The organism is Sphingobium indicum BiD32, from assembly GCF_000382885.1.
GTDB lineage: Bacteria > Pseudomonadota > Alphaproteobacteria > Sphingomonadales > Sphingomonadaceae > Sphingobium > Sphingobium japonicum_C.
This window is the reverse complement of record NZ_CAVK010000108.1, coordinates 41,109-63,825: the sequence shown is the minus strand read 5'-3', so window position 1 is coordinate 63,825 and position 22,717 is coordinate 41,109. Positions and strand designations below refer to the sequence as shown.

Annotated in this window: 21 protein-coding genes; 11 read left to right on the top strand and 10 right to left on the bottom strand. The window is 63.7% G+C overall.

What is annotated here, in order from left to right; all coding sequences use genetic code 11:
• The first annotated feature begins 59 nt into the window (after positions 1–59).
• On the top strand, positions 60–1,109 hold the full coding sequence (locus tag EBBID32_RS11045) for a hypothetical protein (protein WP_006956681.1): 1,050 nt from the start codon (positions 60–62) through the stop codon (positions 1,107–1,109).
• Positions 1,110–1,632: 523 nt separating this feature from the next.
• Here EBBID32_RS11045 and EBBID32_RS11040 read toward each other — a convergent pair.
• The 6 genes from EBBID32_RS11040 to EBBID32_RS11015 all read right to left on the bottom strand — a co-directional run bounded on the left by EBBID32_RS11040 (position 1,633) and on the right by EBBID32_RS11015 (position 7,642).
• On the bottom strand, positions 1,633–2,898 hold the full coding sequence (locus EBBID32_RS11040) for a replication initiator protein A (RefSeq protein WP_006956680.1): 1,266 nt from the start codon (positions 2,896–2,898) through the stop codon (positions 1,633–1,635).
• Positions 2,899–2,998: 100 nt separating this feature from the next.
• On the bottom strand, positions 2,999–4,018 hold the full coding sequence (locus tag EBBID32_RS11035) for a ParB/RepB/Spo0J family partition protein (RefSeq protein WP_006956678.1): 1,020 nt from the start codon (positions 4,016–4,018) through the stop codon (positions 2,999–3,001).
• Positions 4,015–5,205 (bottom strand): AAA family ATPase, encoded by a 1,191-nt coding sequence (locus tag EBBID32_RS11030; RefSeq protein ID WP_037490165.1) that lies wholly within the window; start codon positions 5,203–5,205, stop codon positions 4,015–4,017. The genes EBBID32_RS11035 and EBBID32_RS11030 overlap by 4 nt, the downstream gene beginning before the upstream one ends.
• Positions 5,206–5,648: 443 nt before the next feature.
• Positions 5,649–6,209 carry a nuclear transport factor 2 family protein gene (locus EBBID32_RS11025; protein ID WP_006956675.1) on the bottom strand — a complete coding sequence of 187 codons (561 nt, stop codon included), beginning with the start codon at positions 6,207–6,209 and terminating at the stop codon, positions 5,649–5,651.
• On the bottom strand, positions 6,199–7,080 hold the full coding sequence (locus EBBID32_RS11020) for an SDR family NAD(P)-dependent oxidoreductase (protein WP_006956673.1): 882 nt from the start codon (positions 7,078–7,080) through the stop codon (positions 6,199–6,201). Before EBBID32_RS11020 ends, EBBID32_RS11025 begins: the two co-directional genes overlap by 11 nt.
• Positions 7,081–7,102: 22 nt before the next feature.
• Positions 7,103–7,642, bottom strand: coding sequence for a nuclear transport factor 2 family protein (locus tag EBBID32_RS11015; protein WP_231382171.1), 540 nt, complete (start codon positions 7,640–7,642; stop codon positions 7,103–7,105).
• Positions 7,643–7,835: 193 nt separating this feature from the next.
• Between EBBID32_RS11015 and EBBID32_RS11010 the strand changes: the two genes are divergently transcribed.
• The gene (locus tag EBBID32_RS11010; RefSeq protein WP_006956657.1) at positions 7,836–9,008 is read left to right on the top strand and encodes an FAS1-like dehydratase domain-containing protein; all 1,173 of its coding nucleotides are present in this window, start codon (positions 7,836–7,838) and stop codon (positions 9,006–9,008) included.
• On the opposite strand, the gene EBBID32_RS11005 is transcribed toward EBBID32_RS11010, so the two are convergent.
• Positions 9,005–10,342 carry a sensor histidine kinase gene (locus tag EBBID32_RS11005; RefSeq protein ID WP_037490144.1) on the bottom strand — a complete coding sequence of 446 codons (1,338 nt, stop codon included), beginning with the start codon at positions 10,340–10,342 and terminating at the stop codon, positions 9,005–9,007. The genes EBBID32_RS11010 and EBBID32_RS11005 overlap by 4 nt on opposite strands.
• Positions 10,339–11,067, bottom strand: coding sequence for a response regulator (locus tag EBBID32_RS11000; protein ID WP_006956654.1), 729 nt, complete (start codon positions 11,065–11,067; stop codon positions 10,339–10,341). The genes EBBID32_RS11005 and EBBID32_RS11000 overlap by 4 nt, the downstream gene beginning before the upstream one ends.
• A gap of 195 nt (positions 11,068–11,262) precedes the next feature.
• On the opposite strand from EBBID32_RS11000, the gene EBBID32_RS10995 reads away from it, so the two are divergent.
• The 7 genes from EBBID32_RS10995 to EBBID32_RS10965 are packed head-to-tail and all read left to right on the top strand — an operon-like array spanning position 11,263 to position 17,642.
• Positions 11,263–11,565, top strand: coding sequence for a high-potential iron-sulfur protein (locus tag EBBID32_RS10995; RefSeq protein ID WP_006956649.1), 303 nt, complete (start codon positions 11,263–11,265; stop codon positions 11,563–11,565).
• 5 nt (positions 11,566–11,570) lie between these two features.
• Positions 11,571–12,227 carry a cytochrome b/b6 domain-containing protein gene (locus EBBID32_RS10990; protein ID WP_051093328.1) on the top strand — a complete coding sequence of 219 codons (657 nt, stop codon included), beginning with the start codon at positions 11,571–11,573 and terminating at the stop codon, positions 12,225–12,227.
• Between the two features lie 19 nt (positions 12,228–12,246).
• The gene (locus EBBID32_RS10985; protein WP_006956647.1) at positions 12,247–12,699 is read left to right on the top strand and encodes a c-type cytochrome; all 453 of its coding nucleotides are present in this window, start codon (positions 12,247–12,249) and stop codon (positions 12,697–12,699) included.
• On the top strand, positions 12,699–13,472 hold the full coding sequence (locus EBBID32_RS10980) for a hypothetical protein (protein WP_006956646.1): 774 nt from the start codon (positions 12,699–12,701) through the stop codon (positions 13,470–13,472). The genes EBBID32_RS10985 and EBBID32_RS10980 overlap by 1 nt, the downstream gene beginning before the upstream one ends.
• 14 nt (positions 13,473–13,486) lie before the next feature.
• Entirely contained in the window at positions 13,487–14,623 is a 1,137-nt protein-coding gene (locus EBBID32_RS10975) for a hypothetical protein (protein WP_006956645.1), read from the top strand.
• The gene (locus tag EBBID32_RS10970) at positions 14,620–16,305 is read left to right on the top strand and encodes a DUF1592 domain-containing protein (protein WP_006956644.1); all 1,686 of its coding nucleotides are present in this window, start codon (positions 14,620–14,622) and stop codon (positions 16,303–16,305) included. Before EBBID32_RS10975 ends, EBBID32_RS10970 begins: the two co-directional genes overlap by 4 nt.
• Complete coding sequence (locus tag EBBID32_RS10965; protein WP_006956642.1) at positions 16,302–17,642, top strand: DUF1552 domain-containing protein; 1,341 nt, start codon at positions 16,302–16,304, stop codon at positions 17,640–17,642. Before EBBID32_RS10970 ends, EBBID32_RS10965 begins: the two co-directional genes overlap by 4 nt.
• Before the next feature lie 3 nt (positions 17,643–17,645).
• On the opposite strand, the gene EBBID32_RS10960 is transcribed toward EBBID32_RS10965, so the two are convergent.
• Together EBBID32_RS10960 and EBBID32_RS10955 are read right to left on the bottom strand one after the other, a co-directional pair.
• A complete protein-coding gene (locus EBBID32_RS10960; RefSeq protein WP_006956640.1) occupies positions 17,646–18,695 on the bottom strand; it encodes an oxidoreductase in 1,050 nt (349 codons plus the stop codon).
• Entirely contained in the window at positions 18,688–19,401 is a 714-nt protein-coding gene (locus tag EBBID32_RS10955; RefSeq protein ID WP_037490140.1) for an arylesterase, read from the bottom strand. Before EBBID32_RS10955 ends, EBBID32_RS10960 begins: the two co-directional genes overlap by 8 nt.
• Here EBBID32_RS10955 and EBBID32_RS10950 point away from each other — a divergent pair.
• Together EBBID32_RS10950 and EBBID32_RS10945 are read left to right on the top strand one after the other, a co-directional pair.
• Entirely contained in the window at positions 19,400–20,101 is a 702-nt protein-coding gene (locus tag EBBID32_RS10950) for an ABC transporter ATP-binding protein (RefSeq protein WP_006956636.1), read from the top strand. The two genes, EBBID32_RS10955 and EBBID32_RS10950, sit on opposite strands and share 2 nt — an antisense overlap.
• A complete protein-coding gene (locus EBBID32_RS10945) occupies positions 20,098–22,611 on the top strand; it encodes an ABC transporter permease (RefSeq protein ID WP_006956634.1) in 2,514 nt (837 codons plus the stop codon). Before EBBID32_RS10950 ends, EBBID32_RS10945 begins: the two co-directional genes overlap by 4 nt.
• Positions 22,612–22,717 lie beyond the last annotated feature (106 nt).

The window sequence follows — 22,717 nt, the reverse complement described above, 5'->3', positions numbered from 1 at the left end:
AATATCCATCTGTTATTAAATGATTATAATTTATCAGTATTATGGTGGAATTCACCCATATGCTTGCCTCCGCCACCCTGCTGGACGACCGAAACAGGCTGATCCTTGCCTATGCCGAGGCGCATGGTGCGCTGGAACGGCTGGAGGAGCGACGCAGGCTCAGCCCGGTTCGCCGTCCCTGGCGAATTCGCACGCTGATCGCCGAACGGCAAGCGCTGGCGCGGATCGACAACAGCCCGATTGACGATCTGGATTTTACGGTCGACGGGCGCAGCACCGTTACGACTTCCGCGTACGACCTCAGCCATTGGCGGCAGGCGATCGGTACGCCAATTGCGCTCGATGCGCTCCTGAACGACGGCATGGCACTGCTCCGCTGGCTTGGCGTGGCACCGCCAGCCGGGAGCGATCCGGCATATTCTCTCCGATCAGGGCGCAATGCTGCGGACATCCTGCCAGCGGTCGCCGCGTGGCAGCGCGATGTCGCGGCCCTCCCCTCCTCCCCTCCCCTGCTTCATTGCGCGCGGATCGCCCGGCTGTGGCGACGTCACGCGCCGATCGGGCAGGGCGATCTGCTCGCCAGCCTTCTGATTGGCGATCGTTGGGGACCGGGACGGTGGACCGGTTCAGCCGGGGGGTTGATCGCGCTGGGGTTGGAAAGCAATGGCGCGGCGTGGAAGCGCGTGACCGATGAACGGCTGGACTGGCTCTGGCTGGAAGCAATCAGCACGGGTGCGCGTGCCCATCTCGACCTGGAGACGCGACTGCGTGCCTATGCCTGGCGGGCGGCGCAGCATATCGAGCGTCGGCGGCGACCGGGCCGGTTGAAGGATGTGCTGCGCCTGGCCATGGCGCACCCGCGCATATCCAGCGGCAGTGTGGCCAGGGCGTTGGGGCTGACGTCGGCAGGAGCAATCAAATTGCTGACCATCGCGGCGGGCGAAGGCTTGCTGATCGAGCAGTCGGGGCAGGCCAGCTACCGCAGTTACGCCCTACCCGTCAGCATGACGCCGCTGGCATCGAAGGGGCAGCATGGGCACCCGGACTCCTTCGCCAGAGATTTTTGGTCCGATGACGCGGAAAATATGGTCTCGCCAGAAGCTCTCTGAGCGCCGATTCGAGGGCTCGGCGACCCGTTATATATCGGCGGCCCAAACGCGCCCAGAGAGGCTCTGGATGCCATTTTCGGCGATTTCGCCTTTTGTTCGCATTTCCCAGCCTGCTCACCGTCCGTTACGATCCCTTCCCCAAAAGTGATTCTGAAAACACGTTCAGCCCGATCTTGGGGTGTCCGGGATCGTCAAGCAGGGACGGGTGCCTTGTCCAAATGTCCGCAGGGCTGATTTGACGAGAATGGCGGGATAGCAATCGGACAAGGCAAGATCCGGACTTTTGCCGGTCAACGTGTTTTCAGAATCACCGTCGTCTTGCTCGATCCGATCGGTACAGCCGCGCCTGCTCATCGACGCATGTTGATCAAACCCGCGCTTCCGCGCCGTTCCATAGGGCAGGGGCGATGTTGACGACCGCGATATGGTTGCAGTTGCACATGCAGCGGGGCATGCGGACTGGTCCGGCTCGTGATTCTAAAAACACGTTGATCCGGCCAGGCGGGCAGAATCCACCCGAGGATCACAGGCGGTATTTGTTGCGCCGATGATGTTCCTTGACGAAACCATAGAAGCGCTTGGAATAGTTGCGCGGCAATTCCGATGGATTGGCACCCAGGAATGCGTCGAAACGGCGCATCAACTCGTCATAATCCCAACCGGGGAAATCGGCGCGGATAGCGCTGTAAATCTCCGCGTCCAGCATCCGGCTGGCGGTCGTGCGGCCAGCGGGGTCGGAGCGCCGCTGGGGTGCCGTTCGGATCGGGCGACGCGGCGGAGCATCTGCGCCAACCCGCAATTCCCTCGAGAGACTGGAAATCATACCGAGCGCCAGACGGGGATCGACCATGTCCTGATCCGCCCCATCGTCAGTCGGTAGGGCAGGGGAGGGGAGGGCGGCCTGTCGCCGGGTTCTGGCGCGTTCGCCCAGGTGGCGGCGCATCACCATCTTCATCTTGGGACGGGCGCCATCGCCATCGATCACTTCCAGGCTGATGTCGGGCAGGTCATTGGCGCGCGCCAGATCGAGCAGCTTGCGTTTGAATACGGGGTAGAGACTCTCGCTACCGCTCTTCTGATGCAGCGTCTCGAAGCCGATGGTGAAGCCGTCCGCGCCATTGCCCCCGGCATGTTTGCGCGAGGCACGGTAGAGCCATTTGCCAAGACCGCTGGTAATCTCAAAATAGAGCGGAGAAATCGATAGCACGTTGCGCTTGTCCATCACCCCGTCGAAGAACCATTTGGACAGGGTGATTTCCATCCCCAGCGACCGCTGGGTGCGTTCATCGACCAGATGGGTATAACTGTCGATCCACGAGAAGGTTGTTTCGCGGCTCTTGGCACTGGCGCGAATATTGGTCTTGATCGTCGTCGCCTGAAGGCGGTCCAGCGCGTTGACCAGTCGCTCATAGGCGCGGCCACTGGTCCCCCAACAGATGCGTTTGAGCAGGTCGCCCGGTTGCAGCCGGATCACTGGCGACAGGTCATTGGCACCCCGTTCGCGCAGTTCGTTGAGGTGGGACGCGAGGTAGATCATGATGTCGGCATCCCAGATCGTCGCCATCCCATAAGCGGGGTTGGGCGACACATGGACGCTGACGGACTTGTCGGGACTGGTATAATCTATCGGCTTGATGCGTTTGCGCTTCGACAGGCTGAAGAAGGGCCGTTGCATCGTTTCCTGATAGTCGCGCAACGAAATGTCACTGAAATCGGGCAGGGTGAAGAACATCTCGAACTGGACCTTGCGCTCCTTCAGCGCTGTCTTGAGCTCGCCCTCAATCTCCACCCTATCGGTCCCGTCCTGTGTTCCCTCCGGAGGGAAAATAGAAATAACATTATGAAATATAACGATAAAAGATGATTTTTCAGCTTTTCATCCCTTGCCCCTAACGACGCCGTGCCCGCATGATCTTCGCCTGCTCGATCACCGGCCGCAGCGCTTCCAATATATCGTCGGTCGACAGGTCGGACGGCATTAGCGTCAGCGTCAGCAGCTTCTGCTGGTCCTTGTCGACCTGCCCGACCGTTGCGCCATCCGCGCCCGCAATTGCTGCCTTCTGCACCCGGCCCTTGGCGGTCACCGCCTTCAGCAGGCGGGCCAGCACTTCCGATCCGGCAATGGGCTGTTCATCGCCTGACCGGCGAAAGCTTTGTTCCGATGCAATCTGGTCGGCGGCCGTCTCCAACTTGCCGCGCGCAGTCGGATCGCGCAGCAGGGGCAGGAGCTTTTCGGCATATTTGGCCTGAAGGTCCATCGGCGAATGAAAAGCGCTGACCAGCAGCGGCGGGATTTCGGTGAGCGCAATATAGCGCGACAGCTGTGACTTGGAGATTTTCAGCCGCTCGGCCATGCGCAACTGAACGCCGCCATAGAAGCGATCGACCGCCGCCTTGTAATTGGCGCCGCGTTCAAGATCGGAAATATCCTCCCGCTCACGATTTTCGATGTCGGCGAGGCGGAAGGCTGCCTCGTCATCGAGATCCTCGATGATCGCGATCAATTCGATGTCGGGATAATGATTGGCGTTGAGCCACGCGATCGCCCAGTGCCGCCGCGTGCCGGTGACAAGTTCGTACGGCAGCTCACCCTGCGGCGTCCGGCGCACCACGGCGGGGATGCGATTGCCGCCCTCGGCCAGGATAGAATCGATCAGGCTGTGCAACCGATGTTCGTCCAGCAGCGAATAGTCGCGGGCGTTGCCCGACCAGATCGAACATTCGGATGGCTTCAACCGGATCGTGGGCCGCTTGACGATCCGCGCGGCCTCGCCAAAGGCTTCGAGCCGCTTGTTGGTGAAGTTGGGGCGCGGTGCCGCGGGACTCGCATCGCTCGCCGGGACCGGCGCGGGGGCCGGATCGTTAAGCGAGGCAGCCAGCGCTTCACTGATCAGGGACCGGCGGCTCATGCGGCTACACCCACGCCGTTGTCAGCGGTCAGGCTGGTCGATGGCCATTGCTGGCGAATCTGCTGTTCGACCTCGGCAAAGACCGCGTCGAGATTGTCGCGGCAGCGCGTGTAGGTCTGGTGCGAGGCGGACGGTTTGGATTCATAGATGGAGCGGAACGCCTGGGTCGCATTCTTGATTTCCTCGGACGCCAGGATCGGTTGCCCCAGCAGCAGCCCGGCATAGGTCGCCTGCATGATCCGCCACATATCATTTTCACCCGGTTTGCTGGGCGAGAAGGCGGAACAGACCACGCGGATGAAGCCATAATCGACCGGCGTGCCATTTTCCTCGAGTATCTCGATATTATCGGCGATCGTGTCCATGAAATGGATGGTCGAGAGATAATCGAGCTGGCGCGCGGGCACCGGGATCAGCAGGCCGGTTGCAGCCGCCATGACATTGAGGCCCAGAAAGCCCATGGCTGGCGGTGGATCGAGCAGGATCACGTCGAAATCCTTGGTCACGCTGGCAATGCCGATGCGCAGCGCCTGCAAGCCTTCGCGCACCGCCTGCCCGCCTTCGCGCAGGGTCGCGGTCAAATCCCATTCTGCGTCCTGCAGGCCCAGGCTTGACGGCACGATTTTGATCGTGGGCCAGGGCGTATCGCGGATCGTTTGCGAAAAATCGCTGAAGGTGCTGCGCGGAGACAGGAACGCGCCCAGCGTCTGTTCGTCGTCGATCAGCGTTTCGGGCTGGATGTCGAACATCGTCGTGGTCGAAGCCTGGGGATCGCAGTCGATCACCAGCACGCTATAGCCGTGGAGGGCCAGATAGTCGGCCAGATGCTTGGTGATCGTGCTCTTGCCGACCCCGCCCTTGAAATTCTGCACCGCCAGCACGACCGCATCCTCGTCGGGCTGCTTGCCCACCTGTATGCCGAGCGCGGTGCGAATCTGGGTCAGATCCTCCAGCGTATAGTAACGGCGGCCATTGGGCAGTTGCTTGGGCTGGGGCAGGCGGCCCTTGGCTTCGGCTTTGGCCAGCGCTTCGGGCGTCCGGCCGATCAGTTCAGCGGCGACGGTCGGGCCAAAAGTGATGTCGAGTGTCTTGTGATTGTCCGGCCTGAACACGATCGTCTTGATATGATCGCGCATTTGCTGGCAGGCTGTCGTGACGTTACGCAGCGTGTTGACTGTAAACGACATGGTGCCTCGCATTGCCGAATCATGGGCAGTAAATTGGTTGGCGTTTAATGCGCCTATTTTGCCTCGAAAGTCAAACCAGCGGTGAGAGTCGTCGATAATGCCGACTTGTTGCATTGCGATATTGTCAAACCATAACCTCAATGTCGGCCCGCAACGGATGGGTTCCGAGCGTCTTGATAGCCCATGAACCTCAATCCTGATGCTGTGGTTGCTATGGACGGCTAACCTTGCCCTTCTGTTTTGCCGCGCCTAACCATCGGCTTAGAGATTTATTCTGGGATTAGCAGGGTTAGGGCTTGGTCAGCGGTGCTGTTCTCCGCCCATTTCCATGAGTCGAGCAGGGGCAGGCAAAACCGATCCCACGTCCGATCCAACCCGAAAACACGCTGGAGCAATTCTGAAACCACGTCGGATGCGACGTGATAACACGCTGTGTTTCCGGCCTAATCATGCTCCATTGTGGGAATATGGGCGGGCCGATGATTGACCAGCGGGCGTTGATAGGACGGATCGCTGCTATCACGGGCCGACACGCCATTGGCATTGATGCCCGGCCAGTCGGCAAAGGGCAGGGGGAGGGTAGGGACCAGTCCCGACCATTCGATAACATTGGTGCGCAGCGCGATCTTCCATGCGCCATCGCGCCGTTCCATCCGGTCGAGATAACGCCCTCCCGCGATCCAGTTGGTTGCGTCGCGATTGCGGCCGACGAACAGATAGTAAGTTTCGACATGAGCGGTCTCGCCGTCGATCTCGATCGTCTGGTTCAGCAGATTATGGTGGGTCGCCTCCTGCCCGGCGTCATGCAGGCTCGCTCCCCAGTCATAGAGCGGCGCAGCTTGGCCGACAAATGGCCCGGCGGCGATGGTCGCATCGGGATGAAAGGCGGACAGGAACAGCGCCCGGTCAAACCGGTCCATCCCGCGGGCAAAGCGGGTGATGCAATCGGCAATATCCTGCCGATCGAGCAGCGCGTCGAGGCGCGCTATACGATCAGCGTCCATGGCCAGCCTCCGCAATCGGGCGCCAGATTGGCGATCCGCGTTCGGCCCGCAGCGATGGGATGGTCTTGCCGTCTATATCGGTGATGCCATAATCCTGCGCGACTTCGGCGGTGATGAAGGTGCCGCCCGACCGGGCCATGATCGCCGGATCGGCGGCCAGCGCGGCGATGACGCGGCCCGGAAATTCGGGCGAACAACCAATCAGCGGATTGGTCACGGTGCGGGTTTTCATGGCCGGGTCGGCCGTCAGGTTGCGGTTGGCCCGCTCGGTAAAGGTCAGCCCCTGCCAGAGCGAGAGCGAGGCGACATTATGCGGCTCCAGCTCGATCGCCATGTCGCGCGCCATCCGGTCGACCGCTGATTTGCAGGTGCCGAACACCGCGCCATAAGTATAGGTGACCCCGACATAGCCCGAAATTGCGACGATCAGCCCTGATCGCTGCGGCGTCATGATCTTTGCCGCGTGCCAGGCGGCGGTGAAATTGGACCGCACCCCCACATCCACCATCTCCCAATTGGACAGCGGCTTTTCCCAGAAGGGCAGGGGGGTGGTCAGATCCTCCGGCAAAGCGAAGGCATTGTTGACGAGGATATCGAGGCGACCCTGTTCACCGGCGACCCGATCGAACAGTGCGGCGACCTGCGCATCGTCGCCATGATCGACCGCCACCGCAATGCCGCGCCCCCCGCGTGCATCGCATTGCGCCGCTGTCTCGCCCACCGTGCCGGGCAGCGCATGATCGCTTGGCCGAACCGAGCGGCCCGTCACATAGACGGTTGCGCCCTGATCGGCGAGCGCAAGCGCAATGCCCTTGCCGATCCCCCGGCTCGCCCCGGTGACGACTGCCACCTTGCCTGTCAGCTGTCCCATCCCGTACAACTCCCTTATTGTCTCAATCATGGTCCGCGAAAAAGGCGGTGCTGATATCGCCCCGTGCGCGACCGGTGAAATGCGGCGCGCTGAATGCCATGCCCATCAGCCCCTGCGACCAGTCGACCGCTGGGCCATCATCGCGGAACCAGTCATAGACCATCATGCGGCGGGTGATCCGCCAGTCGCCCGTGCGCCGTTCCATCGCGTCAAGATAACGACCGCCCAGCCAGACATCGCGTGCGCCATCGCCCGCGTCGATGCGGTGATAGGCGCTGACCTGGGTTTCGACCCGCGCCCGATCACCCTCGATCACGACATGGCTTTGCCCCAATATATGTTGCGTAACGGCGATCGCATCCGATCCCGGCACCACCCAGGCGAGATAGGCGGCGAAATCGCCCGCAAATATGCCATAGTCGGTTGTCGCATCCGGCCAGAAACAGGCGCTGATCAATCCGGCGTCGCGCCGATCCTCGCCCCGCGCCAGTTGTGCCAGGCAGTCGCTGATCTGCTGACGGTCAGCCAGCAGGCGCCATGCCGGGTCGTCTGGCATTGCCATATTCTCCATCATGTTACCCTCATAACTGGCGCAATATGGACGGGTTCGCCGTCACTCGACAGGCACGCGGCCGGATATCGGCCCGGCGATAAGCAGGCTCGTCATCGCCACGCGGTCTTTCCATCGCCGCGTCAGCGTGCATCATTAAAACGGCCCCTGCTCAAGCGGGGCGGGAATTGAGCAGGAGAGAAACATGACCAGCCCGACGCTCGATTGTTCGGATATCGACCAATATCTGGGCAAGCCGATCCAGCCGGCCCGCATGGTGGAGCCGATCGCCAATAGCGACATTCGTCGCTGGGTGCAGGGGATGCGCTACCCCAACCGGCTCCATTATGACGCAGGCTATGCCGCGCAGAGCCGCTGGGGCGGGCTGGTCGCGCCGCAAAGTTTCGCCGTCACCATGGATTGCGCCCATGGCTCTGCGCCTGCCTGTGTCGGCAGCATCCCCAACAGCCATTTGCTGTTCGGCGGCGACGAATGGTGGTTTTACGGCCCGCGCATGAAAGGCGGCGACCGCATCTGGAACGAGCGCGTCCCGTTCGACTATACGGTCAAGGACACGAAATTCGCCGGGCCGACCTGTTTCCAGCGCGGTGACAATTTCTACTATAATCATGACGGCGACCTGATCGCCAAGCAGCGGTCCACCACGATCCGCTACAATCAGGCAGCGGGCAAGGACAATGCGCCCACCGATGGTTTTGACGATCCGGTCTGGACCGACGATGAGCTGGAAACGCTAGAATCGCGCAAGATGGAATGGATCCAGATGCTGCACGATCTGGGTCATGACCGGCGCTGGTGGGACGATGTCACCGTCGGCGCGGCATTGCCGCAGCGGGTGATCGGTCCCCATTCGATCGTGTCCTTCACCACCGAATGGCGCGCCTATATGTTCACCCAATGGGGTGGCACCCATCGCCGCACTGATCTCGACATGGAAGCGCTGGGCTTCGTCAAGGAAATGGCCGGGCATGAAAATGATCCGGTGATGGAAGCGATCAATCCCGAATTTACCGACGGCGCCTATATCGGCCCGTCGCGCGGTCATCTGTTCCCACGCTGGGCGCGCTTCATCGGGATGCCACGCGGCTATGGCTATGGCGCGTCGATGGGGGCGTGGATCACCGACTATTTCGCGGGCTGGGCAGGCGAGTGGGGCATGGTCCGCCATTCCGCCTGCAACTATCGCGGCCCGGCGCTGACCGGTGATATCACGGTGACGACCGGTACCATCCTCGACAAGTTCGTGGATGCAGAAGGCCGTCACATGGTGCAGGTGGACTGTCGGCTGATGAACCAGCTTGGCGTCACGCTGGCGACCGCCAAGGGTGAAGTCGAGCTGCCGAAAAAGCCCGCTTAATCCGGCAGCGGCAAATATACGCTGGCGCGCAGGCCTCCTTTGGCCTGTGTTGCCAGCGTGACATGGCCGCCATGCGCCTGCGCCGCCGACTGGACGATGGAGAGGCCGAGGCCGACCCCGCCGGTGCGCCGGTTTCGCGAGGGTTCGCCGCGGAAGAACGGCTCGAACGCGCGGTTCAGATGGTCCTGGCTCATGCCGGGGCCATTATCGGCCACCTCGACCACCGCCATCATGCCTTCGGTCCGCACCGTGACGTGCGCGGCGTCGCCATATTTGACGGCATTGTCGATCAGGTTGGTAAACAGCCGGCGCAGCAGGATCATGTCGCCATGGATGGTGATGGGGGAGATGTCGGCGATGGTGACGGCATGGCCCAAATCGGCAAAATCATCGACCAGCCCTTCGACCAGCAGGCCCAGGTCGAGTGGCTCCATCAGGCGCGGGCGGCTTTCATTGTCGACGAAGTCCAAGGTGGTGCTGATCAACTGCTCCATCTGCGCGATTTCCTCCTGCGCTGCCGTTCGGATCGGGTCGGGTGCGGCGGCAAGGTGGAAGTGGAGACGGGACAGCGGGGTACGTAGATCATGCGCGATCGCGCCGACCACCGACGTGCGTTCCTGAACGAAGCGGGCGATGCGCGCCTGCATGTCGTTGATGGACCGGGCGGCCATGCGGATTTCGGTCGGTCCCTCGACCGGCACCGGCGCTGCCTCGACCCCGGCGCCCAGCAGCTCGGCCGACGCGGCAAAGCTGCGGATCGGGCGGGTCAGTCGCGCGCTGAACCACATGCTGACCGGAATGATGAACAGCAGGCTGAACAGAAATGTATCCCGCCCGGTCAGGTTCCAGATGGTATCGGGCCTACGCGATTCGCGCGTCACCATGCGCCATCGACCATCGGGCTGCTTTACCGCCACGGTGAAGGTACCCATGATGAAGGGATCGGCCCTGCCGTCGCGCCCATATAGCGCGACTTCATGGCTTATCTGGCTGAAACGGGCCTGGTCGCCACTGTTCAGATAGATGCGCACATCGGCTTGCGCCACGCCAAGCCGCTGCGCCAGCATGGTCGCGACCAGCTTTTCCGTCCGGTCGGTCATTGCGCGCGGCGCCGTTTGTTCGACGCGGGTTTGCAGGATCGGCTTGTCGCGCAGCACGGGCTGCCCCCGCACGATCCGGGCGATTTCATAGACGGACAGCGGGATGCGCGCGGGCGGATGGATCAGGAAGAGGGTCGAAAGGCTGAACAGCGTCAGCGTCGCCATCACGCCAAACGCCATCGCCAGCATATGGGCGTGGATCGAGTTGGCCCATAGCCGGAACCGCGTCATCATGTCCGTGTCACCGCAGGCAGGAAAATATAGCCTTCGCTGCGTATCGTGCGGATGATCTCGCCATGGGTGCGGGTGCCCAGTTTGCGCCGCAACCGGCTGACCTGCGTGTCGATCGCCCGGTCGAAGGCATCGCTATCCTCTCCCCGCGCCAGTTCCAGCAGCAGGTCGCGGTTCAATATCTGCTGCGGCTTTTCGATGAAGGTCAGCAGCAGGCCGAATTCCCCCTCCGACAGGCCGATGATGACCCCGCCCGGATCGCGCAAGACCCGCCGCACCGGGTCCAGCCGCCAGCCGTCAAACTGGTAATGGGCGGTCGCGTTGGCGCTTTCGCCCGCAACCGGCCGTCGCCGCCGTTCCAGCGCGCGGATGCGGGCGAGCAATTCGCGCGGCGATACGGGCTTGGGCAGATAGTCGTCGGCCCCGCCCTCAAGGCCCGCGATCCGGTCCGTCTCGGTCCCCAGCGCTGATACCATGATAATCCCGACATCGGCGCTGTCCGATAGCGTCCGCGCCAGCGACAGCCCATCCTCGCCCGGCATCATCACGTCGAGGATGACAATATCGGCGGCCTGCCGCGCCAGCGCGGCGCGCATCGAGGGACCATCTTCCGCTTCATCCACATCATAGTCCTGCGCGATCAGGAAATTGCGGATCAATGTACGGAGCGCCGGATCATCATCGACGATCAGCAGCCGGGGGCGGGCAGGGGCTTCGACGTCCGGCATGGCGGCGCTCCTCTCTTGGCTGCTCTTGTCCGTCTTTTCCGGCGCTGTTTCAATTGCGGTGTCCCAGCCATCGCAGGGACAATGATGTCCGCCTTTTGCCGCTCTGTGTCAGCGCAGACAAATTAGTCGGCGTGTCGTCTGCTAAAGCCATGCGCACAGAGGCCGCTCGACCGGCCCGGTAAAGGAGTCAGGGTTATGCCGGATAGCGAAGGGGTGCTGACGCGCCGGGCCATATTGGGGCTGGTCGCTATTGCGCCGTTGGTTTTGGCCGCGCAGGCACCTGCATCTTCCTGCGCCGATCCCGCCACCCTCTCCGCCGCGCAAAAGAGTATGCGCAAGTCGCTCGGCTTCAAATCCCCCGCGCCCGATCCCGCCAAAGCGTGTGGCACATGCGCCTTCTTCACGGGCAAGGGCGCAGATTGCGGCGCGTGCGCGCTGCTGAGCGGCGGCGTGGTCCCGGCCAATGGTGTATGCGACAGTTGGGCGAAGAAGGGTTGATCGCGATGGCGCGCACACCCCGCCAGTTCGTTTGGGACTTGCCCGTCCGTCTGTTTCACTGGGCGCTGGTCCTGCTGATCGGCTTTTCCTGGTGGAGTGCGGAAAATTATCACATGGACTGGCACCGCCTGTCGGGACAGGCTGTGCTGTTCCTGATCGCCTTCCGCCTGATCTGGGGGGTGGTCGGTTCCGATACCGCGCGCTTTGCCCATTTCCTCAAAGGCCCGCGCGCCATCCGCGTCTATCTCGCGGATCGTAATGCGCCTGCCCCTGTCGGTCACAATCCGCTGGGCGGCTGGAGCGTGGTCGCCATGCTGGCGGTTTTGGTTATGCAGGTCGTCAGCGGCCTGTTCGCGGTCGATACAGACGGCATCGAATCCGGGCCGCTGTCGCATCTCGTCGATTTCGATCAGGGACGGCTGGCTTCGGCGATCCACGGCGTCGTTTTTGCCGGGCTGCAAGCGCTGATCGCGCTGCATGTGCTGGCGGTGCTGTTTTATCTCGCGGTGCGGCGGCGCAATCTGGTTGGCCCGATGGTCACCGGGAGCGCTGCCGCGCCAGCCCCCATTTCCGTGCGCCGCGCCGGGCCGCTGGCGCTGGTCGTCGCGCTGTTGTTGTCGACGGCGCTGGCCTGGTGGCTTTTTGCGCAGTCCGCGCTCTGAACCCATGAAAGGATATGCCATGCGCACCTTGCTGATCGCGGCCGGACTTGCGGCGCTGCTGACATCGCCGCTGATCGCGGCACCCGGCGACATCGTCGCCACCCGGATCGCGGGCTTCCGCGAAGTCGGCGCGGCGTTCAAGAATATCAATGACGAGCTGAAATCGGGCCGTCCGCAGCTTTATGTGGTGCAGATTTCGGCGCGCCAGATCCGCGACTATGCGCGCCAGCATATGGGCTGGTTCCCGGCGGGCAGCGGTCCACGCCCCGGCGTCAAGACGGCGGCCAAGCCGGAAATCTGGACCCAGGCACCCGCCTTCAAAAAGGCGCAGGATGGTTTTACCACGCAGGCCAATGCCTTTGCCGGGGTCGCGGGCAGCGGCGACGTGGCGAAAATGCGCGTCGCGGCCAAGGCGCTGGGCGGCAGTTGCGCGACCTGTCACCGCAGCTTCCGGGTCGAGGACAAACGCTGATGCGCCGCGCGCTGCTCCTGCTGGCTTTCTCCCCTGCGCCGCTCTGGGCGCAGGCGGCCGACCTCGACATACCGGTCGCAGCGGCCGATCATTTTCCGCACGGCATCTCCGTCAAGGGGCGCGTCTATACCGACCGGCGCGGCCTGACCCTTTATGGCATGGACATGCGTGCCGCCACTGGCCGTACCGGCCAGCCCGCTATCTATTGCAGCGGTGATTGCCTGGCCCGATGGGAGCCTTTGCTGGCCCCGCGTGGTGCGCCTGTCTCCCCGGTCCCGCGCGCCTTTGGCGGGCCACGCACAGAAGCGGCGGCGGTAAAGCCCGCGTCCGACAATCCCGACTGGACGGTAATGGAAGGACCGGCCGGGCCGCAATGGGTCTATAAGAAGGTCCATCTGGTGTTCACGCGGAAGGACGCCCGCCCCGGATCGACCGAACATGATGGTGCGGACGCCTATCTGTGGAACAGCCTGAAATATCTGCCACCGCCACCCAAGCTGGTCGCGCCGCCCGATGTCGCTGCGAGGCTGGTCGATGGAGCCTATGTGCTGGCCGATGCGCAGGGCAACTGGCTGTTCAGCCCGAAGGACAGTGATTGCGCCGATCCCTGTGCCTGGCGTCCGCTGGCCACCGGAATGGTGCGGCGGGCCGTGGGGCAATGGAGCGTCCGCCATACCGCTGATCAGGCCCAATGGCTCTATCGCGGCAAGCCCGTTTATCGCGCCGACCCGCGCCAGCCCGTGCCCGCCGACGGCGTGGCGTTGACCCCCTGATCAAGGAGAGCATCATGCTATCGCACAAAATTGCTGCCTTATGCGCTGCCGCCCTTTTCGTTCCGATCGTCCCGGCGCAGACGGCAACCTTGCCCGCGCCACCCGCCAATGGCGAGATGGGCTTCGTCTTTGCTCATTTCGCACCTGCCATCCATCAGGGCGATCAGGATTGCCCGGATGGTCCTGTCGCGACGCTGCGCGACAATTATCTCCAGACCCAGGCATCCGCCGAACGGCTGCGGCTGCTGGAAAAGCCCAATGAGGCGGAACTGACCAAACGCTGGACCGGCTATGCCTTTGGTCCGCAAGGCACCAACATCTGCACCCATCCCGACAAGTTCGACCGTCCGTCCCAGCGCATCGTGCAGGGCAAGGTCGCGCAGGGGCTGGATCTGGACGGAGGCGCGGATGCGGAAGGCTGCGACCATGATCCCTTTACCAGCCCCACGGGGCAGGCGGGCGTCGACAACCAGATGTGGCGCGCGATGGGATGCGTGCGGACGTGGCGCGGGGTCGATGGCACGGGCGGCGACATCGTGCGCGGGCTGACCCAGTTTTTGATCAGCGGCGAACATACGCAGGTGTTGCTGCTGACCGGCGTGGACAGCCTGTCGGACGATCCCGACGTGACCGTCATCTACGCCAATAGCGAAGATCGCGCCGTCGTGGATGCCAAACAGAATTTCATGCCTGACGCCAGCTACACCGTCGTTGCCAATGCGCAGCATCGCAATGTGCTGAAAGGCCGGATCGTCGGGGGCGTGCTGATGACCGACCCGGCGCATATCCGCCTGCGCCAGAGCTGGGGGCAGGGATCCGAACGCGACATTCGCGGCAAGCGCACCGAATATGACATGACCAAGGCGCGCCTGCGCCTGACCTTCCAGCCGGACGGGTCGTTGAAAGGGCTGGTCGGCGGCTATCAGCCGATCTGGAACATCATGGCGAGTGCGTCGATCGGCGGGGAAGGGGCGGCCACGACGGCGGGCTATGACTGCGCTGCCATGTATGCGGCGCTGAAAAAACTTGCCGATGGGGACCGCGATCCGGCGACCGGCCAGTGCCGCCGCATCTCCAGCGCGATGGAGGTGTTGGCCGTTCCGGCTTTCGTCAATGATACGCTGCCCGCAACCAGGGTGGCGCAACAATGATCCGCGCGCTCTGCTTCCTCGCCGCGCTGGGCCTGACCGCCTGTTCGGCGGAAAAAGCGCCGCAAAGTGTGTCCGCTGAGCCTTCCTTCGTACCGCTCAAGGCGCCGCTGGGCCAGATCGTGGCGATGCGCCGCCTGACCGAAGCGCAATATCGCAACAGTATCGCCGACATATTCGGTCCCGACATCCGCGTCGCCGGCCGGTTCGAGCCGATCGTGCGACCGGTGCATGAGTTGATCGCGACCGGCGCAGCATCCTCCACCATTTCACCGGCAGGCCTTGAGCAATTCGATGCCATGGCCCGCGCCATCGCCGCGCAAATATTCGATGCCGATCATCGCGCCCAGTTCATGGCTTGCGCTCCGCGCGATGTGGCGGCCCCCGATCCCGATTGCGCCGCGCGCGTTCTGGTGCCCGTGGGCCGCTATCTCTTCCGCCGTCCCATGACTCAGGAAGAAGTTGCCGCCTATGTCATGATGGCGGGCAAGGCGACGGCGTCCAGCGGTGATTTCCACAAGGGACTGGAACTGGCGCTGGCCGCGATGCTGGTATCGCCGCACTTCCTCTATGTCGTGGAAAGCGCGGAAGCTGATCCCGAAAGCCCCGGCGACCTGCGGCTCGACAATCTGGCCCGTGCGTCCCGGCTCAGCTTCCTGTTGTGGAACACGACGCCCAATGAGACCCTGCTCAAGGCGGCGGAACAGGGCCAGCTGACCGACCCGTCCCAACTGGCCGCCATTGCCGGGCGCATGGTCCGCTCCCCCCGGCTGGAGGATGGCGTGCGCGCTTTCTTTGCCGACATGCTGTTGTTCGAGAAATTCGACGAAATGGCCAAGGACCAGATCGTCTATCCCCGTTTCAACCCCGATGTCGCGTCGGCGCTGTCCGAACAGATGCTGCGGATGATCGTCGATCAGCTGGTGACGCAAAAGGGCGATTATCGCGACCTGTTCACCACCCGACGGACTTTCATCAACCGCGCGCTGGGACCGCTCTATCAGGCCAAGGTTACTTCGACGCAGGGCTGGGTGCCGTATGAGTTTGCGCCGGGCGATGATCGCGCGGGCCTGCTGGGGCAGGCCGGATTCCTGGCGCTCTACGCCCATTCGGGACGCAGTTCACCAACCCTGCGCGGCCGGGCGATCCGTGAATTGCTGCTCTGCCAACCCGTCCCCAATCCGCCCGGCAACGTCAATTTCACCGCGGTGCAGGACGTGACCAGCACTGCCATGCCGACCGCGAAAATGCGCCTGACCGCGCATAATAGCGACCCGGTCTGCGCCGCCTGTCACAGGATCACCGATCCGCTGGGCCTGCCGCTCGAAAAATTCGATGGCATCGGGGCGTTCCGTCGCCAAGAAAATGGCGCGCCGATCGATACGGCGGGCCTGTTCGAGGGCGTCGCGTTCCAGGGCAATATCGGCCTGGGCAAGGCACTCGCCGCCAGCACATCCACGACCGAATGTGTCGCTGGCCGCGCCTTCCAATATGCCACCGGCCGCGTGCCAGAGGATGACGGCGCATTGGCGGGCGGGATCGAGCAGGATTTTGCGAAGGACGGCTATCGCATCGCGTCCCTCTTCCTGCGCGTCGCCACCATGCCACAGGCCTATCGCATCGCCGCCCCGCCATTGGCTGCACCCGAAATCGCCATGACCACCAGCAAGGGAGTCCATCCATGAGCTTTACCCTGAACCGCCGCACTGCGTTGCGCGGCATGGTCAACGGCATGGCGGTCGCCGTCGGCCTGCCGCTGCTTGACGCATTTCTGGACGGCAATGGCACGGCGATGGCGGCGACCGGTGCGCCGGTGCCGGTGCGCTTTGGCACATGGTTCTGGGGTCTGGGGGTCAATCCGCCCCGGTGGTATCCCAGCAAGATCGGTGCCGACTATGATCTGAAAGAAGAATTGGCCGCGATTGCGCCGCTTAAGCACAAGGTCAACATATTGGGCGATTTCAGCCTGCCGCTGGATGGCAAGCCCAACCTGCCGCATATTAGCGGCGGCATCGGCATCCGCACCGGCATGGCGATCGCATCCGACCGGGGCTTGCCCGCGCCCTCCTTCGACGTGGCGATCGGCGACATGATCGGCACCCGCACCCGATTCCGCTCGCTTGAACTCTCGGCCACGGGCGATCCGCGCAATTCGCTGTCGGGGCGCGGCAATGGCAATCTCAATCCCGCTGAAGTCTCCCCCGCTGCGCTCTATACCCGCATTTTTGGCCCCGACTTTCGCGATCCCAACAGCGCGACCTTCACCCCCGATCCCGCGCTGCTAGCCCGGCGCAGCGTGTTGTCGGGCGTGGCGGATCAGCGCCAGGCGCTTCACGCGCGACTGGGTGCGGCGGACCGGCAGAAGCTCGACCAATATTTCACATCCGTGCGCCAGCTGGAAAAGCAGCTCGACGTGCAGCTGACCAAGCCCGAACCGATGCAAAGCTGCGTCGTGCCGAAATCTGTTGCCGACCGGCCGGTCAATGCGGAAATCGAAAATGTCATGGCCAATCATCAGGTGATGACCGACCTGCTGGTGATGGCACTGGCATGCGACAATGTCCGCGTGTTCAACATGAATTTCAACAATGGCGCATCGTCGCTGACGCGGATCGGAAGCACCATCACCCATCATCAACTGACCCATGAGGAGGTGATGGACAATCGCCTGGGCTACCAGCCGGAGGTCACCTTCTACGTCAATAAATGCATGGAAGCCTGGACCTATTTCATCAAGGCGCTGGACGCGGTGCAGGAAGGGGAGCGGACCCTGCTGGATAACGCACTCGTCTTTGCCCATAGCGAAACCGAATTCGCCAAATTCCACACCATCGACAATATCCCGATGATGACCGCCGGGTCGGCGGGCGGGCGGGTGAAAACCGGGCTGCACATCACCGGCGAAGGTACGCCCGTCAGCCGCGTCGGCCTGACGCTGCAACAGTTGATGGGCGTGCCGGTGGATAAATGGGGGACCGACAGTATGGAAACCAACAAGCCGGTATCCGCGCTCATCGCCTGATTGTCAGGGGAGGGGCAGTGCCACCCGCCGTCCCTCCCGCGCCGAAATCTGCGCCGCCTCGATCACTTCCTGTACCGCCACGGCCTGCTCCAGCGTTACGGGCAGGGGCGCGCCGGACAGGATTGCGGTCGCAACCTGTGCATAATAGTCCTGCTGGCACCCCGGCAACGCCGGGCGCAGCGTCACGCGACCTTGCCCATCATGATAGACGACCGGATCGTCATCGGCACCCCAGCCCCGATCGCCGGGGCGCAATCCGGCCACCAACTGTACTTCCTGCTGGTCGAGGCGCTTCTTGACCAGCGTGCCGTTCATGCCATGCACCATGAAGCGCGGGCTGCCCCCATCCTCGCCGCCCGGCGCGCTCATGCTGGCGTGCAGCACGACGCGCATGTCAGGATAGAGCAGCACGACATGCGCCCAATCGTCCGATGCGGATCCTTCGCGCAGGGCCGCAATGTCCGCGTTCACGCTCTGCGGTCGCCCGAACAGCGCCAGCGCCTGATCGACCAGATGCGGCCCCAGGTCGAACCATACGCCCGACCCCGGTGATCCATCCTCGCGCCATCGGTCACGCACATCCGGCCGGAACCGGTCAAAATGCGATTCAAAATGGGTGATTCGCCCGACCAGACCATCCTCGATCCCCGCGCGGATGCTCAGAAAATCGCTGTCGAACCGCCGGTTGTGAAATACCGCCAATTGCCTGCCACATTGGGCCGCCAGCGCCGCCAGATCCTTCGCTTCGGCCAGTGACAGGGCGAACGGCTTGTCCACCACGACATGCTTGCCCGCGCGCAGCGCGTCGGCGGCGAGCGGCGTATGGGTGGCGCTGGGCGTCGCAATCACCACCAGGTCGATCGCGGGATCGGAAAAAATATCCGCCGCTGACCCGGCACAACGGATGGTGGGGTCGAGCGCTGCCACTTCATTGGCTTTGCTGGTGCTGATGACCGTCAGCGCCATCGCCGGAACCGCCCGCAGCAGTGGCGCGTGGAATATGCGGCCAGCCGCGCCATAGCCGACCAGCCCAACCCGGATCGCATCAACCACGCAAGGCCTCCGCAACCATCGGTGCCAGCTTGCCCACGATAACCGCAACGCCCTTGTCATTGGGATGAATACCATCGGGCAGTTGCAGCGCCCGATCGCCGATCACCCCATCCAGCATGAAAGGGTAGAGCGCCGCGTCATATTTCTTCGCCAGCGCCGGAAAGATCGGGTTGAAGGCGGCGGCATAGTCCGGCCCCATGTTGGGCGACGCCAGCATCCCCGTCAGCAGCACGGGAATATCCCGCTTTTTCAGCTCGGCGAGGATCGCGTCCAGATTGTCCCGCGTGGCGTCAGGACTCAAGCCGCGCAGCATGTCGTTGCCACCCAGCCCCACCAGTATCAGGTCCGGCTTGCGCGCCAGCCCGTCCAGCGTGAAGGCCAGCCGCGCCAGCCCCGCCGCACTGGTATCGCCCGACACGCCGGCATTGACGACCTGCGCCTTCATCCCGCGCGCGGCCAAAGCCTGCTCCAGCACCGGGGCCAGTCCCTTGTCCTGATCCAGATTATAGCCGGCATACAGGCTGTCGCCGAATGTCACGACCAGCTTGCCATCGGCCACCGGCGCGGCGGCAGGGGTGGCCTGCGCACTGTTGGCGACCGGGGGTGGGGGCGGTGCCTTGTCCGAACATGCGCCTGCCAGTTGGACAAACAGCGCCAGTGCCCCATATTGCCAATATCTGCCCGCCAAGGAGCGCTCCTTCTTCATGCATATGCCTATCGATCCAGCCACTATCGCGATCCGCGCGCATAATGTCACCCTCTCGCTTGGCACCCGCGACGCGCCAGTCCAGATATTGAAGGGCGTCGATCTCACCCTGTTGCGCGGCGAAAGCATCGCTATCCTGGGCGCATCGGGATCGGGCAAAAGCTCGCTGATGGCGGTATTGTGCGGGCTGGAACGCGCCAGCGGCGGGGACGTGCATATCGGCGGGGTCGATTTCGGCGCGCTGGATGAGGATGCGCTGGCCCGCGCCCGGCGGGGCCGCATCGGCATCGTGTTGCAAAGTTTCCACTTGCTTCCCACCATGACCGCTCAGGAAAATGTCGCCGTGCCGCTGGAACTGGCGGGGGAAGCGGACGCCTTCGCCCGTGCCGCCGATGAATTGCGCGCGGTCGGGCTAGGCCACCGGCTGGACCATTATCCCGCCCAATTGTCGGGCGGGGAGCAACAGCGCGTCGCCATCGCCCGCGCCGTCGCGCCACGCCCGACCATTCTGTTCGCCGACGAACCGACCGGCAATCTCGACGCGACCACCGGGGTCACCATCATGGACCTGCTGTTCGATCGCCAGCGGGCGGCGGGTGCAACATTGGTCATCATCACCCATGATCCGGCATTGGCCGAACGCTGCGGCCGGATCGTGGAAATGCGCGACGGCCAGATCGTTTCGGACCGCGCTGCATGAGCGCGCTCAATTGGGCGACAAGCTGGCGCATCGCCCGGCGTGATCTGCTTGGCCGGTTCCGGGGATTGCGGCTGCTGTTCCTCTGCCTGTTCCTGGGCGTCGCCACGCTGGCCGCGATCGGCAGCCTGACCTCTGCCATCACGCAGGAACTGAGCCAGCGCGGGCAGGGATTGCTGGGCGGCGACGTGGAAATCGCGATGACCCAGCGCGAAGCAGGGGAGGGCGAGAAAGCCGCGTTCCGCCGTTTCGGCACATTGAGCGAGACAATCCGCCTGCGCGCCATGGCGCGGGGTGAGCGGCCCGATGCGCCCGCCGTGCTGACAGAACTCAAGGGCGTGGACAGCGCCTATCCGCTTTATGGCACATTGACCCTGCAAGGCGGAACTTATCGCGCGCCACTGGCACCCGACCATATCCTGGTCGGTCCCGCACTCGCTGACCGGCTGACTGTCAAACCCGGCGACCGGCTGATCTATGGCACCGGGACCTTCACCATCGCCGCGATCATCGCCGACGAACCCGATCGGCTGGGCGAGGGCTTCACGCTTGGCCCGGTCGCCATCATCTCGCTCGACGGATTGCGTCGCACCGGCCTGATCCAGCCCGGCAGCCTCTATAACAGCAAATATCGCCTGCGCCTGCCGGCCGGGACCGATGCAAAGGCGGTTCGGGACGATCTGGAAAAACAATATCCGTCGGCCGGTTGGGAATATAAGGACCGTGATGACGCCGCGCCGGGGGCCAGCCGCTTCATCATCCGCATGGGGCAGTTTCTCTCGCTCATCGGCCTTGCCGCGCTGGTGATCGCGGGCATCGGCGTCAGCAACGGCGTCGCCTCCTATCTCGCATTGAAACGCCCCGGCATTGCGACGTTCAAAGTGCTGGGCGCGACGTCCAGCGACATTGCGCGCATCTACCTGCTCCAGATTGGCTGTATCGCGCTGCTCGGCATCGCCTGCGGGCTTTTCGTCGGGGGGCTTCTGCCCCCTGCGATCGTCGCGCTGGCCGGTGATGTGCTTCCGGTCAGCCCCGGCTTCCGGCTTCACCCGCTGCCGCTCGTCACCAGCGCCGCCTATGGCCTGCTGATCGCCTTCCTCTTCACCCTGCCGCCGCTCGCCCGCGCTCGGACCCAGCCTGCCGCCTTGATCTTTCGCGGCGTGGTCGATCCGCGCCACGGCATCGACCGGCGCAGCATCCTTGCCATGGCGGCGGCGGGCGCGTTGCTCGTGGCACTGGCGCTCGGCACGGCGCGGGAACCGCTCTTCTCCGCCGCGGTGCTGGGTGCGACTGCTGCGGTCCTGCTGCTCCTGCTCGGCATTGGCTGGGGCGTGCGCCAGATCGCCCAGCGCGCGCCGCGCCCGCGTCGGCCCCTGCTGCGCCTGGCGCTGGCCAATCTCCACCGTCCCGGCGCGCAAACCGCCGCGCTGATCGTCGCGCTCGGCCTGGCGCTGACCTTGTTCGTGACGCTGGCGGGCATCCAGACCAGCCTCGACAGTGAAATCCGCAATGTCGTGCCCAAGACCGCCCCGGCGCAGTTCGTGCTGGATATCCCGTCGGCACAGGCCGACCGCTTCCAGGCCGTCGTGCGCAAACAAGCTCCGGACGCGCAGTTCAACATCGTTCCTTCCCTGCGCGGCACGATAGTCGCTTATGGCAATCAGCGCGTTGCCGACCTGGCCGAACTGCCCGAAGGTGCCTGGTTCCTGCGCGGCGAGCGTGGCGTCACCTACAGCGCGACCCTGCCGCAGGGCAGTGATCTGGTCGCGGGGGAATGGTGGGCACCCGATTATGCCGGACCACCGCTCGTCTCCTTTGATGCAGAGGCCGCCAAGCTGCTGGGTATTGGCGTTGGCGATACATTGACCGTCAGCCTGCTGGGGCGCGAAATCACCGCACGCATCGCCTCCCTGCGCAAGATCAACTGGGATACGATGGGCTTCAACTATATCCTCGTCTTTTCCCCCGGCATCGTTTCCGCCGCGCCGCACAGCCTGGCCGCGACCATCACCATGGATACGCGCCACGACAGCGCGGTCACCCGCGACCTGCTCACCGCCTTTCCCGGCGTGTCCGTGATCGCGGTCGGTGAAGTCATTGCACAGGTCGGCGCGATCATGACGCAAATGTCCGCCGCCATCGTTGCCGCCGCCTCGGTCGCGATTCTGGCGGGCATAGCCGTGCTGGTCGGTGCCATCGCCGCGTCGCGTCAGGCGCGCAGCTATGACAGTGTGATCCTGAAAACGCTGGGCGCGACCCGCGCGCAATTATTGGGCGGGCAGGCGCTCGAATATGGCCTGCTCGCCACGATGCTGGCGCTCGTCGCGCTGGCGCTGGGGTCCGGCGCGGCCTGGTTCGTGATCGTCCAGATCTTCGAGTTCCACTGGTCACCCGACTGGCTGGTCGTGCTGGCAACGCTGGGCGGCGGCGCGCTGCTGACGCTGGGCATTGGCCTTGCCGGATCGATCCCGCTGCTCTCGGTGCGTCCCGCGACCGCGCTGCGCCAGTTGTAACCTGCTGGCGACAATGACAAATGGCGTTAGCTAGACCCTGACAGGCTTTGTCACGTGCCTTCCGCGTGCCCGAACATCTATTTCGCCCCTCGATCCAATCGTTACG

Bases quoted from the DNA above. Each gene is read 5' to 3' on its own strand.
- EBBID32_RS11045 (WP_006956681.1), top strand. From the start codon at position 60: ATGCTTGCCTCCGCCACCCTGCTGGACGACCGAAACAGGCTGATCCTT.
- EBBID32_RS11035 (WP_006956678.1), bottom strand. From the start codon at position 4,018: ATGAGCCGCCGGTCCCTGATCAGTGAAGCGCTGGCTGCCTCGCTTAAC.
- EBBID32_RS11030 (WP_037490165.1), bottom strand. From the start codon at position 5,205: ATGTCGTTTACAGTCAACACGCTGCGTAACGTCACGACAGCCTGCCAG.
- EBBID32_RS11025 (WP_006956675.1), bottom strand. From the start codon at position 6,209: ATGGACGCTGATCGTATAGCGCGCCTCGACGCGCTGCTCGATCGGCAG.
- EBBID32_RS11020 (WP_006956673.1), bottom strand. From the start codon at position 7,080: ATGGGACAGCTGACAGGCAAGGTGGCAGTCGTCACCGGGGCGAGCCGG.
- EBBID32_RS11015 (WP_231382171.1), bottom strand. From the start codon at position 7,642: ATGGCAATGCCAGACGACCCGGCATGGCGCCTGCTGGCTGACCGTCAG.
- EBBID32_RS11010 (WP_006956657.1), top strand. From the start codon at position 7,836: ATGACCAGCCCGACGCTCGATTGTTCGGATATCGACCAATATCTGGGC.
- EBBID32_RS11005 (WP_037490144.1), bottom strand. From the start codon at position 10,342: ATGATGACGCGGTTCCGGCTATGGGCCAACTCGATCCACGCCCATATG.
- EBBID32_RS11000 (WP_006956654.1), bottom strand. From the start codon at position 11,067: ATGCCGGACGTCGAAGCCCCTGCCCGCCCCCGGCTGCTGATCGTCGAT.
- EBBID32_RS10995 (WP_006956649.1), top strand. From the start codon at position 11,263: ATGCCGGATAGCGAAGGGGTGCTGACGCGCCGGGCCATATTGGGGCTG.
- EBBID32_RS10990 (WP_051093328.1), top strand. From the start codon at position 11,571: ATGGCGCGCACACCCCGCCAGTTCGTTTGGGACTTGCCCGTCCGTCTG.
- EBBID32_RS10985 (WP_006956647.1), top strand. From the start codon at position 12,247: ATGCGCACCTTGCTGATCGCGGCCGGACTTGCGGCGCTGCTGACATCG.
- EBBID32_RS10980 (WP_006956646.1), top strand. From the start codon at position 12,699: ATGCGCCGCGCGCTGCTCCTGCTGGCTTTCTCCCCTGCGCCGCTCTGG.
- EBBID32_RS10975 (WP_006956645.1), top strand. From the start codon at position 13,487: ATGCTATCGCACAAAATTGCTGCCTTATGCGCTGCCGCCCTTTTCGTT.
- EBBID32_RS10970 (WP_006956644.1), top strand. From the start codon at position 14,620: ATGATCCGCGCGCTCTGCTTCCTCGCCGCGCTGGGCCTGACCGCCTGT.
- EBBID32_RS10965 (WP_006956642.1), top strand. From the start codon at position 16,302: ATGAGCTTTACCCTGAACCGCCGCACTGCGTTGCGCGGCATGGTCAAC.
- EBBID32_RS10950 (WP_006956636.1), top strand. From the start codon at position 19,400: ATGCATATGCCTATCGATCCAGCCACTATCGCGATCCGCGCGCATAAT.
- EBBID32_RS10955 (WP_037490140.1), bottom strand. From the start codon at position 19,401: ATGAAGAAGGAGCGCTCCTTGGCGGGCAGATATTGGCAATATGGGGCA.
- EBBID32_RS10945 (WP_006956634.1), top strand. From the start codon at position 20,098: ATGAGCGCGCTCAATTGGGCGACAAGCTGGCGCATCGCCCGGCGTGAT.